The sequence below is a fragment of the Acinetobacter higginsii genome, assembly GCF_000369845.1.
Lineage (GTDB): Bacteria > Pseudomonadota > Gammaproteobacteria > Pseudomonadales > Moraxellaceae > Acinetobacter > Acinetobacter higginsii.
In genome coordinates this window covers 181767-193719 of sequence record NZ_KB850223.1, presented here as the reverse complement: position 1 = coordinate 193719, position 11953 = coordinate 181767, and the positions used below count along the sequence as shown (strand labels likewise).

At 40.1% G+C, this 11953-nt stretch carries 16 protein-coding genes; 7 read left to right on the top strand and 9 right to left on the bottom strand.

What is annotated here, in order from left to right; all coding sequences use genetic code 11:
* Window positions 1-56: 56 nt before the first annotated feature.
* From F885_RS01780 to pilG, 4 genes are read right to left on the bottom strand one after another with little or no spacing between them, the layout of a single operon-like run.
* The gene (locus F885_RS01780; protein ID WP_005322576.1) at window positions 57-2141 is read right to left on the bottom strand and encodes a methyl-accepting chemotaxis protein; all 2085 of its coding nucleotides are present in this window, start codon (window positions 2139-2141) and stop codon (window positions 57-59) included.
* Window positions 2142-2187: 46 nt separating this feature from the next.
* Window positions 2188-2724 (bottom strand): chemotaxis protein CheW, encoded by a 537-nt coding sequence (locus tag F885_RS01785; RefSeq protein WP_005206065.1) that lies wholly within the window; start codon window positions 2722-2724, stop codon window positions 2188-2190.
* Between the two features lie 40 nt (window positions 2725-2764).
* Entirely contained in the window at window positions 2765-3127 is a 363-nt protein-coding gene (locus tag F885_RS01790) for a response regulator (protein WP_004652355.1), read from the bottom strand.
* A gap of 20 nt (window positions 3128-3147) precedes the next feature.
* Window positions 3148-3531, bottom strand: a complete 384-nt coding sequence (gene pilG / locus F885_RS01795; RefSeq protein ID WP_004802929.1) for a twitching motility response regulator PilG — start codon at window positions 3529-3531, stop codon at window positions 3148-3150.
* A gap of 279 nt (window positions 3532-3810) precedes the next feature.
* On the opposite strand from pilG, the gene F885_RS01800 reads away from it, so the two are divergent.
* Together F885_RS01800 and F885_RS01805 are read left to right on the top strand one after the other, a co-directional pair.
* Entirely contained in the window at window positions 3811-4464 is a 654-nt protein-coding gene (locus F885_RS01800; protein ID WP_005322573.1) for a hypothetical protein, read from the top strand.
* A gap of 196 nt (window positions 4465-4660) precedes the next feature.
* Window positions 4661-6376, top strand: a complete 1716-nt coding sequence (locus F885_RS01805) for a proline--tRNA ligase (protein WP_005206069.1) — start codon at window positions 4661-4663, stop codon at window positions 6374-6376.
* A gap of 56 nt (window positions 6377-6432) precedes the next feature.
* Here F885_RS01805 and F885_RS01810 read toward each other — a convergent pair whose 3' ends face one another.
* The 5 genes from F885_RS01810 to F885_RS01830 form a co-directional block, all read right to left on the bottom strand.
* Entirely contained in the window at window positions 6433-6768 is a 336-nt protein-coding gene (locus F885_RS01810; protein ID WP_005192866.1) for a YegP family protein, read from the bottom strand.
* A 147-nt stretch (window positions 6769-6915) separates the two neighbouring features.
* Complete coding sequence (locus F885_RS01815) at window positions 6916-7260, bottom strand: zinc ribbon domain-containing protein YjdM (RefSeq protein ID WP_004802922.1); 345 nt, start codon at window positions 7258-7260, stop codon at window positions 6916-6918.
* Between the two features lie 51 nt (window positions 7261-7311).
* Window positions 7312-7668, bottom strand: a complete 357-nt coding sequence (locus tag F885_RS01820; protein WP_005206071.1) for a DUF488 domain-containing protein — start codon at window positions 7666-7668, stop codon at window positions 7312-7314.
* 24 nt (window positions 7669-7692) lie between these two features.
* A complete protein-coding gene (locus F885_RS01825; protein ID WP_004802918.1) occupies window positions 7693-8055 on the bottom strand; it encodes a DUF2004 domain-containing protein in 363 nt (120 codons plus the stop codon).
* Between the two features lie 34 nt (window positions 8056-8089).
* Window positions 8090-8542 carry an SRPBCC family protein gene (locus F885_RS01830; RefSeq protein WP_171067170.1) on the bottom strand — a complete coding sequence of 151 codons (453 nt, stop codon included), beginning with the start codon at window positions 8540-8542 and terminating at the stop codon, window positions 8090-8092.
* Window positions 8543-8724: 182 nt separating this feature from the next.
* Between F885_RS01830 and ygfZ the strand changes: the two genes are divergently transcribed.
* From ygfZ to F885_RS01855, 5 genes are all read left to right on the top strand, one after another.
* Entirely contained in the window at window positions 8725-9447 is a 723-nt protein-coding gene (gene ygfZ, locus F885_RS01835) for a CAF17-like 4Fe-4S cluster assembly/insertion protein YgfZ (RefSeq protein ID WP_005322569.1), read from the top strand.
* An 89-nt stretch (window positions 9448-9536) separates the two neighbouring features.
* A complete protein-coding gene (locus F885_RS01840; RefSeq protein ID WP_005322567.1) occupies window positions 9537-9767 on the top strand; it encodes a hypothetical protein in 231 nt (76 codons plus the stop codon).
* Window positions 9739-10092 (top strand): low molecular weight protein tyrosine phosphatase family protein, encoded by a 354-nt coding sequence (locus F885_RS01845; protein WP_005322557.1) that lies wholly within the window; start codon window positions 9739-9741, stop codon window positions 10090-10092. The genes F885_RS01840 and F885_RS01845 overlap by 29 nt, the downstream gene beginning before the upstream one ends.
* Before the next feature lie 83 nt (window positions 10093-10175).
* Entirely contained in the window at window positions 10176-10898 is a 723-nt protein-coding gene (locus F885_RS01850; RefSeq protein ID WP_004802905.1) for a DsbC family protein, read from the top strand.
* A gap of 251 nt (window positions 10899-11149) precedes the next feature.
* Entirely contained in the window at window positions 11150-11950 is an 801-nt protein-coding gene (locus tag F885_RS01855; protein ID WP_005206079.1) for a tetratricopeptide repeat protein, read from the top strand.
* Window positions 11951-11953: the final 3 nt, after the last annotated feature.

Sequence of the window (11953 nt, the reverse complement as noted above, 5' to 3'; positions counted from 1 at the left end):
TCCAACATCTCTAAAAATGGAAAGACAGACACCCCCATCTGCCTTTCCAATTCGGTTTACTCAGGTAACTTAAAGTCAGTTACCGATTCACGTAATGATTCAGCCATGTTTGCCAACTCAGAAACTGAGCGCGCTGTATCAAACGTTGCAGTTGTTGTTTGTGAAGTAATTTCCTGTACGACATTCATCGTAGTTGCAATATGACTGGCAGATGCAGACTGAAGTTTTGCTGCATCCGAAATGCTTTCAATCAGTTTTGCCAAGTCGCCCGATACAGTCTGAATCTCATCCAGTGCAATCCCCGCATCTTTTGCTAAGTTCGCACCACGTACAACTTCCGACGTGGTTTGTTCCATCGAAATTACGGCTTCGTTGGTATCTGTTTGAATGGTTTTTACTAAGCTTTCAATCTGCTTGGTTGCTGATGCAGAACGTTCTGCAAGACGCTGTACTTCATCTGCTACGACCGCGAAACCACGACCTGCTTCACCCGCCATCGATGCTTGGATCGCTGCGTTTAATGCCAAGATGTTGGTTTGGTCGGCAATATCGTTAATCAACGAGACAATGTTACCAATCTCTTGAGAAGATTCACCCAAACGTTTAATACGTTTTGAAGTCTCTTGAATCTGTTCACGAATATGATCCATACCTTCGATTGAACGGTTTACCACTTGCGCACCATTGGTTGCAATTTGTACCGAGCGTTGTGCTACGTCAGCAGATTCAGATGCGTTGGCAGATACTTGGTCAATTGACAGTGCCATTTCGTTCATTGCCGCTGATGCACCTGCAATTTCTTGCGCCTGATGTTCAGAAGCTTCTGCTAACTGGTTAGTAATGCTCTGGGTATCTTGGGTATAACGTGCAACTTCTTGCGAGGTATCGGTAATTCGAGATACAAGGTCACGTAACTGATCAATCGCGAAGTTAATCGAGTCGGCAATCGCCCCCGTAAAGTCTTCCGATACTGTTGCGTAAGAGCGTAAATCACCATCCGCTAAGTCGGCGATCTCATCCAGTAAACGTAAAATCGCGTTTTGGTTACGGTCATATTCGTCTTGTAGACGCGTTACACGTTCTTTATCGGTATTACTACGTAATGCAAGTAATTGTAATGCTGAGAATACAAGTAAACCCAAAGCGCCAATCAGTACAATACCTGCAACTACGTTATCCCAACCGCCTTCGGCTTTATTTGATAAATCATTGAGCGAAGTTAAAAGTGCATCGGACTGAGAGAAAATTTGTGAAGATGCCTGACGTACACGAACAATCTGGTTGGCGTTTTGCAATACCGTTGCTGCCGCAGATTTCAATACGGCATCATAATCAGATTTAATGCTGTCTACAGATTCGCGCAATGCTGCTGAACTGATGCGGTCTACACCAAGCTCTGAGCTACCATTTAACTGTGCATTTAAATACACACCAAAGGTATCAATATCGGCACCAAAGTCATTCGCTGACACGTTTGAGTTGTCCGTACCGACCAATACCGAGTTGATCGAACGTAAAATACGTTCTGCAATGAACACTTGGTTTTTGGTGATAATTACCTGACTACTCGGCATGTTTTCACGAACCATCTGGTCGACCATCAAGTTATATTCCGCCTGAATTTCAGGAATGGTTTCACTGATCGAGATGTTGGTATCGTAAAGCTGGTTAATGACTTTTTGTTGCGATGCAATCAGGTCAATATTTTTGGCAACAGTATCCCAAAGACCACTGACCTTCTTATACTCATCAGAGCCTTTACCATAGACACTCTCAACAGTGTCTAGGTTTTCAGCAAACTGCTTCTCTGACTCGACTAGTTTTTTCATCGCTTCTGGCGTACCAGATGCAGTTGCTTCAGTTGCTTGACGCGAAATGGTTTGCGATAACAAACGCAATTCACCCAAACTACGGGTCAACTGGTTCGAGCGCGGAACACTCACGAATAAGTAAATTAAGAGGATAACTGCAAGGGCCAAAGCAATTAAAGCACGATAGATAATCGGTTTCGATTTCTCTGTTTCACCGAATAAGCGTGAAAACTGGTCAAGTTGCGCTTTAATATTATCTAAAAACGCACCACCTTTTTTCAGCCCTGCACTATCGCCATTGCCGTTCTTTTTTTTAAGTTTAAAGCCCATATCAGCTTCTCCCCTGAATACGCGTTTATGTTCCGTAGCGTATAAATTAGTTTATAAATTTTATTGATGCGTTCATGTATTGTGGATTGCTGAGCAACCGACTCAATAAAAACACATGCCATTGTTGATTATGTTGGTGGAAGTGACCTTGGCAATAATCTTTCAATTTATTATCCAGCTCATTATTTTGAGAGAAAAAACTCTTTTTATTAAAGTGTTGAATCCCCAAAACCTGATCGACGACCAACCCCACATAATGGTCTTGATGGCTAATACAAATCACTTTTTGCGTTGGGGAAAACTGACTTCGTTGCCCTGAAATAAAATGTGTTAAATCAGAAACTGAAAGTAGTCGTCCACGAATATTGGCCAAACCACGTACCCACGCCTGAGTATTTGGTACTGGTGTATATTTCGGAGGATAAATCACCTCCGAAATTTCCCCTAAAGGCGCAACAAAATATTGCCCTAACATCTCAAATGCGATACCAGACCAACGGCTGACTTCATTTTGAGTTGAAGTGTATTGTTTATTGCCTCGCTTGGATAAACGAAGCAATTCGATAAATCCATTTGCTGCCATACCCTATCCCGTATTGAGAAGGCTCATCTTGAGCAAAAAATTAACTTAATAATTGTTTAATTACATCAATAAGCTGCTGTTCATCAATCGGCTTAGTCAAATAATCACAAGCCCCTTGACGTTTACCCCATACACGGTCTGTGGCCTGATCTTTGGTACTCACGATTACAACAGGAATATGCTGTGTGTCTTTGCCCTTACTAATCTGGCGTGTTGCTTGAAAGCCATTCATCCCTGGCATCACCACATCCATCAATACCAAGTCAGGCAATTCTGCTTGAGCCATAGTGACACCGTCAGCACCATTGGTCGCTTCAATAACGTCATAACCGTGCTTCGTCAAAATTTCTCTAAAGCGAAATGTTTCAGTAGGTGAATCATCTACAATAAGTATACGAGCCATTTTTTCCTCAATCTTAAATTTTATGCGCTAACGTGGTTGCGAATCGCATTTAACAATTCATCTTTACTGAATGGCTTGGTTAAATATTCATCCGACCCCACAACACGCCCTTTCGCTTGATCAAACAAACCGTCTTTGCTTGACAACATAATTACTGGAATATTTTGATAATTTAGAGAGTTTTTGATTAATGCACAGGTTTGATAACCGTCTAAACGAGGCATCATAATGTCTACAAAAACGATATCTGGATTGGCTTCTGCAATTTTTGACAATGCTTCAAAGCCATCAACCGCAGTGATCACTTCACAACCTTCACGTTGCAATAAGGTCTCAGCTGTACGGCGAATCGTTTTTGAATCGTCAATCACCATCACCTTTAAATTTTGAAATTTATCGTCCATTTATTGTCCTGCCCCAATACTCAATACAAACTATGGTTGGTTTAATTTGTTTTATACAGATTAGTTGATATTTTTAACATATCTTTACTTGCATTATCAATGAAGTTTTTTGAACCAACCTATCAGTTTCGCTTAACAATCACAAACAGTTCACACTTTTGATTAAATTCCTAATTTTTTTGCTGAATAACTATTTTTAAATGTCTAAATTAGCACTAATATACAACTGATTATTATTTAAAAATAAGTGATTTAATTAACTTTTTTACGGGGAATGTAATGACTGGTTCGTTAAAGTGCGGTTTCCGCATTCGTCACTTTACAACGATTACTCGTAGTTACATTTGTTGTTTTTTTCTATTGCTATTTGTCAACAGTTCCACTTTTGCAGCAACTGAACAGGTTAAACCTGTTTGGTATCGTTATTATGACAAAAATGGTGTTGCCAATGTCAGTACCTCAGTCACGCCAGAACACATCCGACATGGTTATGAAGCACTCGATCGTAATATGCAAGTGATCAAACGTAATCGTGCTTATAATGCCGCTGCCGATGTTCAGCAATCAGCCCAACGTGAGTCTCTCGCACGCCGTCGTGAACAGGATTTAAGGCTCAAACGCGCCTATGGCAGTCCACAAATCGCAGCAGCAAAACGGGATCAAATTTTAGCAAACCTCAAAAAACAGCTGAATTATCAGCAAGAACAGTTACAGCAATTACAAAAGGATAAGATTGGTTTCAAACGCCAAGAAATGGAATATCACCGCAAAGGTGAAATGCTACCTGCCCAGCTTAAAAGCAATCTAGAAAATAATGCTCAAAATATCGAAAACGTCAAAAAAACCGTTGAAAGCCTACGTAATGCCTATCACAAGACTGAAGTTGAATATAGCGATATTATCAATCGCTTAAATGCACTCGGCTCGACTTAAGCTCAAAATCTTGTATAAATCCCTCCCCCTCAATATTAATTTTTAAACAATTTCAATATTTAAACATATGCCAGTGCTATATACTGCGCGAAATTGAATGTTTCATGTCATAATGCCCATTGCTCAAAACTGAGCACATTATTTTTGCTCATTTTATAGCACTTTTTAAATAACACTTAACTTTAGGACAGTTTCCATGCGCGCAAGCCGCTTTTTATTTGCAACGTTAAGAGAAACCCCAAATGATGCTGAAGTGATTTCACACCAGCTCATGTTACGTGCGGGGATGATTCGTAAACTCGCTTCTGGCTTATACTCTTGGTTGCCCATGGGAACGCGCGTTTTAAAGAAAGTGGATGCGATTGTTCGCGAAGAAATGAACCGTTCAGGCGCATTGGAAGTGTTCATGCCGGTTACACAACCTGCTGCGCTTTGGGAAGAATCTGGTCGTTTCGAACAATACGGCCCAGAGTTATTACGCTTTAAAGATCGTCATGACAATCCTTTCGTACTGGGTCCAACTCACGAAGAAGTGATTACCGACTTAGCCCGTAACGAGCTGAAAAGCTATAAGCAACTGCCATTGAATTTTTATCAAATTCAAACCAAATTTCGTGACGAAATTCGTCCACGTTTTGGTGTGATGCGCTCGCGTGAATTTATCATGAAAGATGCTTATTCTTTCCATGCTGACCAAGCATCATTACAAGAAACCTATGATGTTATGTACGACACCTATAGCCGTATCTTTACCCGTCTAGGTTTGGACTTCCGTCCAGTACAAGCAGATACAGGTTCAATTGGTGGTTCTGCATCGCATGAATTCCATGTACTTGCATCAAGTGGTGAAGATGACATCGCTTTCTCGACAGAGTCTGACTTTGCCGCAAACGTTGAAATGGCAGAAGCGCTTTTAGTTGGTGAACGTGCTGCAGCAACTCAAGCATTAACCTTAGTTGATACACCAAATCAAAAAACCATTGCTGATGTTTGCCAGTTCTTAAATGCTGATGCCAAACAGTCTGTTAAAGCATTGCTGGTACAAGGTCCAACTGACGACAAAGGCAATACACCAGTTGTTGCATTGTTCCTTCGTGGCGACCATGAACTCAATGATATTAAAGCTGAAAAGCATCCATTGATTGCTGCACCTTTAGCTTTTGCAACTGAAGAACAATTGCAACAACACGGCCTAACAGCTGGTTTCTGCGGTCCTCAAGGTCTGCTTGAAAAAGGCTTAACTGTGATTGTGGATCGTGCTGCATCGGTATTGTCTGACTTTGTAGCGGGTGCAAATGAAGTCGACAAACATGCAACGGGTGTAAACTGGGACCGCGATGCGAGATTCACGGAAGTGTTTGACCTACGTAATGTAGTTGAAGGTGACCCTTCTCCAGATGGTAAAGGGACAATCCAAATTAGACGTGGTATTGAAGTTGGTCATATTTTCCAACTCGGTACAAAGTATTCTGAAGCTTTGGGCTGTAAAGTCTTAGGTGAAGATGGCAAACCATTTACCGTCACCATGGGTTGTTACGGAATTGGTGTAACACGTGTTGTCGCTGCTGCGATCGAACAAAACTTCGATGATAAAGGTATTATTTGGCCACAAGCGATTGCACCTTTTGAAGTTGCAATTGTGCCAATGAATGCACATAAATCACCACGTACGCTTGAAGCAGCTGAAGCGCTCTATGCTGAATTACAAGCACAAGGCTATGACGTATTATTAGATGATCGTAACGAACGCCCAGGCGTGAAATTCTCTGATCTTGAGTTGATGGGTATTCCACACCGTATCGTGATCGGTGAGAAAGGTTTGGATGCAGGTACTTTTGAATATAAAGGCCGTCGTGATGCTGAAGCGACTAACCTTAATAAAGAAGAATTATTAGCAAAACTTGTTCGCTAATCTCAACTCTATCTGTAAAAAAGCCGTTTCATTGAAACGGCTTTTTTATTACTGATTTAAACAGTTAAATCTTTAATGGTTTCTGATGGTCCATTATTTTTAACAGACTCAATGCCTTTATCACGCGATTGTTCATTTGAATACAGTTGACTGGTACCAATCACCTGATGGTTAGCAGCTTTTAAATTAAAATAAGGTTTATCATTCTTAGATGTTAATCGCTCATAACGTGCATCATCTGGACTATTTTTTTGTACAGATGCAATTCCATTCTGCGCAGCTGCTTTGGTTTTATATAATTCACTATTTAAAATTGGCTCACCATTTCCTGCTTTTAATACAAAACGATATTGCCCATCACTCGCTTGACTTACTTCGAACCATCCTGCCATAAGGACCTCTATTTTTGGAGTTAGTACTGATTGTTATCTCATCCAATATAGATCAGCTCTCATCGTTTAAGAAGATTGTTTTTTGTTCACTTTTGGTAATTTGTATCAGGTAGAAAAAGGAGCATTTTCATGCTCCTAAATAAGAATTTAAACTTTCTTCACAAACTCAGATTTTAATTTCATGGCACCCACACCATCAATTTTACAATCAATGTTATGACCATCGCTTGCATCAGGCACCAAACGAATACTTTTTACCTTCGTTCCCACTTTAACGACAGATGATGAACCTTTAATTTTTAAATCTTTAACAACCGTAACGCTATCACCATCAGCCAATACATTACCGTTGGCATCTTTAATAATGTCTTGCAATTCTGAAGCAGATGCTTCCCCCTCCTTCCATTCATGTGAACATTCAGGACAAATCAATAAGTCGCCATCTTGGTAAGTGTATTCTGATTGGCATTGTGGGCAATGTGGAAAAGACATAAAAGAAACTCAAAACGACTATTATGATGGATAGACACAGTTTTTCAAAATTTAGGCTTGAATCGCTTTGCCAAGTAAATAATTTTTAAGTACCAAAGCATGATTCAGCTCAGGATCTTTAGCTGCATAAATTAGCGTCAACTGCTGTTGCTCTGCCATTTCTCGGAGCTGGTGCACATAAGGATTATCTTTAAGCTCTTGATAATACCCTTCTTGAAAGCTGAGCCAGTGCTCAGCCTTATGACAAAAGGCCTGCCGCAATTCTGTAGTAGGTGCAATTTCCTTGAGCCAAACATCCAAATGCGCACGCTCTTTAGAAATTCCTCTTGGCCACAAACGGTCAACCAGTACACGCTGCCCATCGGTTGGTTCTACAGGATCATAAATACGTTTGATCTCGATTTGCACATGACTCTCCAGCACCTTATCCGTTCAACTTTCCATTGAAATATCTATGACCTGCCCTTTGGAGTCAAAGCTCACACAAATCACATAGTTGGTGATTTCGTCTGGCAAGGTAAAATCCAGCATATCATAACTGTCTAAGTCCTCATCTTCCCACTGATGGGCAAGCACCAAAAACTCTAACACCTGTATAGGTGATGGCGTTGAAGTTGCAAAGTGCTTTTTCCAATATGCTGGCTCCACTTCCTCCAGATGGTGTTGAATAAACAATTCCACACTATCTTCGGCTTGTTGATTTTCCAAAGCTTCACGCATGGCGATACGCGCAAGTTGTTCACGGCGTTCAACAATCGCTTGTTCTGACATAGCATCCCCCGATGTAATGATCATCAAAACTCTGTATTTAAGATTTAAACTGTTTTCCTTATTGATCCGGTATGTCTGCTTGCACCAATAAGCTCAATAAATAAAGTGATTCTTGCCAACCCAGATAACATGCCTCTACAGGAATCACATCAGGGATTCCTTCTTGTGTAATCTGTACTTCTGTGCCGACCAATACTTGCTTCAATTGAATTGTGACTTGAATATCACCCGGTAGATTAGGATCGTCAAAGCGATCGGTATAACGCAGAAGTTCATTGGGTACCAGCTCAACATAGGTTCCACCAAAGGAATGCGAGCTCCCCGTTGAGAAATTGGTAAATGACATTTTATAAGATCCACCTTGTTGTGGATCTAAATGATGAACTTTCGCGGTAAATCCATGCGGTGGCAGCCATTTAACCAATGCATCAGGATCAAGAAATGCGTTATACACACGTGCAGGTGGCGCATTAAATACGCGATGTAATCGAACTGTACCTGTCATTATTATTCTCCAATATCACTATTATTCTGTTGGATCGATTCATCATAGCGATTTATTGTACAAAAGCTATGCCTTCAATCGCTCATTTGAGCACGAATATCGAGAATCTCAAGCTGCTTTTTTGTGAAAAATGGCGCAAAATAACAATCCATATTTTAGTGTCCAGAACGCAGATTTAGGATTGATCTATGAGTCAGCTTGCTTTTACTGCTTTTAGTTTAAATGGTGTCGATGCACAAAAATTTTTACAAGGTCAAGTGACGGTTCATGTAGAACGCTTGCCTGAAAATGAAACTCGCTATACTGCTATTTGTGACTTAAAAGGACGTATTCATTTTGGTTTATGGATTAAAAGATTAAATCCAGAAAGTTTTGAACTTGTGACCACTCAAGATCAGGCAGAAGAGTTTTCTAAGCATATTAAAAAGTTTGGTGCTTTTTCTAAAATGAAGTTAGAAGAAGTTGGAACAGTTTATCCAACTGTTGTCGGTACACAAACCGAGTTTTCTGCAACAACGACAGATATCGATACTTGGCAAGTTCAGGCAATCCAGTCTGGACAGGCTTGGATTACCCAAACAACAGAACATTTGTTCCAACCTCAAGAATTACGTTTACATCAACGTGATGGTGTGCATTTCGATAAAGGCTGTTATCTTGGTCAGGAAATCGTGGCACGTCTTTGGTTTAAAGCTAAACCAAAGCACTGGCTTCATTTAATCCAAGCCAAAGGTGATCTTCCTGCCCCTGCAACTCAACTCAATAAAGATGTTGAAGTGGTGAATAGTATTGCGTTTGAAGAAGGCTATTTAGCACTGGTGATTGCCAAACCCGCTGCTTTAGAAGAACTCGGCGTAATCGTTTTAGATTTACCAGAAACGCTTAATGGTGATGTAGCAAGACCAAGCTAAATACTTGTAAAAATCAGGCTTTGATTTTATATTGAAAACTCATGTGTTATCGCGGCTGCTGAACCCGATCAACTCATGAGTTTTTTAATATGGATGATGTAGCACAACAACGTAATCGAGCGTGGCGGCGTAAACAAAAATTTCTATTTCGTGGTCGAGACTGTAAGCATAATTCTCTCTGTTGGAAACCTCCCAAACAATGGAAATATCTGTATACACGACAAGATAAACTTGCACGTGCCAAGCAATTAAGAATTGAATATCCTCGAATTTCCAAAGCAAAATATTTACGTGAAGCTCATTTCAACTCTTGGATTTAACATACTGAACACTCTTTTCATTTGCAGTCGCAATCAATGGCGCAGTCCTACAGCCGAACGTATTTTCGCTCAAGGGTATGGCTTACATACCCGTTCAGCAGGGACTAGCCGTCATGCCAAACATACTCTTTCGTTAAAAGATATTGCTTGGGCTGAACAAATCTTTGTGATGGAGCCTAGACACAAGCAACAGATCAAACAACAGTTTTCCAAACAGCTTATGCATAAGAAAGTGTTCGTGCTCGATATTCCAGATGACTATCACTATATGGATGCTGAACTAATCGAATTGCTGCAATTGGCAATGCAGCCTTATTTGAAATAAAGTTTAACGATCGTTCTTGTCGAGAATCGAAATGAAGGTTATTGTTCACCTATCCTCAATACAACCGATTTCTCATGAAAATAATGATCAAAACATGGTTATCTGTACTCAGTCTGAGCCTTCTCAGCGTACAAAGCTTGCATGCAGATAGCAAAACACTGGAACGAAACTTCAAACAGAATTATCCTGATATTCCAGTCAAATCCGTCAGCCCCTCTCCTTTACCGGGTATTTATGAAGTCTATGCCGCAGGTAAAATTATCTATACTGATGAAACAGCCAAATACCTATTTTTTGGTAACCTCCTCGATGTCAAAAATAAGAAAAACCTAACCGAAGAGCGCTTGGCTGAATTTGGTAAAATTGATGTTAAACAGCTGCCACTCGATCAGGCCATCAAATATGTAAAAGGTAATGGGGAACGTATCCTCTATGTCTTTAGCGACCCTGATTGCCCTTATTGCCAAAAGCTTGAGCAACATATGACTTCGGTTGATAATGTCACCGTGTATCTGTTCTTGTTCCCGCTTAAGAGACTACATCCTCAAGCAGAAACGATTGCGAATAAAATTTGGTGTTCGAAAAACCCGTATGAAGCTTGGGAAGATTATATGCTGCACCGTAAAGCACCTAAAAATGCAGCACAGTGTGAAACCCCTATTCAGAAGAATCTCGCCCTAGGTCAAAAATTACAAATCGATGGAACACCAACTTTATTTTTGCAAAATGGGATGCGGCTCTCTGGTAGTCCACAAAATGCTGAACAAATTGAGCAACTTTTACAAGAAGCCAGTCCCCCAAAATAAAGATTAAATATGAAGGCTTGTTGACTTTTCTGCCACAAAAAATCTCAAGCCTTCTTTCATATTTTTCAACCTAAGACATTAACTTTAAACAACTAAATAAAAATAAAGTTCCAGTTCAGTCTCTTCCATTTGCTAAGATTTATACAAAATCCTTATTTACATTTTTAACTAAACTTTTATGATGGGAACAGCATATTGAGTTCTGCTATGCAAAGGATGAAAGCAGATCAACATGAAAGGAAAAAATAAACATGAAAAAATTGCTTATCGCAAGTTTAATGACGATTGCAAGCCATGCAACATTCGCAGCTGCCCCTAAAACGTCAACGATTAAACCTGATCCTGCATTTACTAAAGCGACTCAACTTTATGAAGCAAAGGATTACCCTGCTGCCTTCCAAGAAATGCAACGCTTAGCCACAACAGGAAATAAGCAAGCTGTCTATAATCTTGGTTATATGACTCAACTTGGCCAAGGTACAGTAAAAGATGATAAAAAAGCGTTGCAGTATTACCAAGAGGCATCTAATAAAGGCTATGGACCAGCAAGCTATGTCCTAGCGCAGGCCTACCATAAAAGTACGCTTGGCTTAACACATAATCCGCAAAAATATAAAGAGTATTTAGATAAGGCCTCGACTCAAGGCTCAGATGAAGCAACTGTTGAGTTTGCTGATTTATTATTCAGACAAGGAAAACCTGAATATGACCAAATTGCCATTCAGAGGTTGCTCCCTTTACTCCGAAAGGACTATTATCCAGCGAAGAATTTAAAAGCAGTATATGATCTTGGCATTGGCGTAAAGAATAAAAACCCTTTCATGCAACAACAAGCGGTTGAAAGCTTAAAAGATCTTGCCAAGAAAAACTATGCGCCATCTCTAATGATTTTGGGTAACATGCTCGCCAACGGCAATATTATCGATCAAGATTTAGAGCAGGCAAAAAATATTTTCTCTCGTTTAGCTGAAGCAAACTATCCCAATGCGAAAGAATCTTTAGCCAAGGTTGAAGAAGCAATCGCAGCAAAAAAAGCAGCAACTAAAAAGTAGAAA

Excerpts from the sequence above, each read along its gene's own strand:
- ygfZ (WP_005322569.1), top strand. The coding sequence starts at position 8,725 with ATGAGTCAGCTTGCTTTTACTGCTTTTAGTTTAAATGGTGTCGATGCA.
- F885_RS01840 (WP_005322567.1), top strand. The coding sequence starts at position 9,537 with ATGGATGATGTAGCACAACAACGTAATCGAGCGTGGCGGCGTAAACAA.
- F885_RS01825 (WP_004802918.1), bottom strand. The coding sequence starts at position 8,055 with ATGATCATTACATCGGGGGATGCTATGTCAGAACAAGCGATTGTTGAA.
- F885_RS01815 (WP_004802922.1), bottom strand. The coding sequence starts at position 7,260 with ATGTCTTTTCCACATTGCCCACAATGCCAATCAGAATACACTTACCAA.
- F885_RS01785 (WP_005206065.1), bottom strand. The coding sequence starts at position 2,724 with ATGGCAGCAAATGGATTTATCGAATTGCTTCGTTTATCCAAGCGAGGC.
- F885_RS01810 (WP_005192866.1), bottom strand. The coding sequence starts at position 6,768 with ATGGCAGGATGGTTCGAAGTAAGTCAAGCGAGTGATGGGCAATATCGT.
- F885_RS01790 (WP_004652355.1), bottom strand. The coding sequence starts at position 3,127 with ATGGCTCGTATACTTATTGTAGATGATTCACCTACTGAAACATTTCGC.
- F885_RS01800 (WP_005322573.1), top strand. The coding sequence starts at position 3,811 with ATGACTGGTTCGTTAAAGTGCGGTTTCCGCATTCGTCACTTTACAACG.
- pilG (WP_004802929.1), bottom strand. The coding sequence starts at position 3,531 with ATGGACGATAAATTTCAAAATTTAAAGGTGATGGTGATTGACGATTCA.
- F885_RS01805 (WP_005206069.1), top strand. The coding sequence starts at position 4,661 with ATGCGCGCAAGCCGCTTTTTATTTGCAACGTTAAGAGAAACCCCAAAT.
- F885_RS01780 (WP_005322576.1), bottom strand. The coding sequence starts at position 2,141 with ATGGGCTTTAAACTTAAAAAAAAGAACGGCAATGGCGATAGTGCAGGG.
- F885_RS01850 (WP_004802905.1), top strand. The coding sequence starts at position 10,176 with ATGATCAAAACATGGTTATCTGTACTCAGTCTGAGCCTTCTCAGCGTA.
- F885_RS01855 (WP_005206079.1), top strand. The coding sequence starts at position 11,150 with ATGAAAAAATTGCTTATCGCAAGTTTAATGACGATTGCAAGCCATGCA.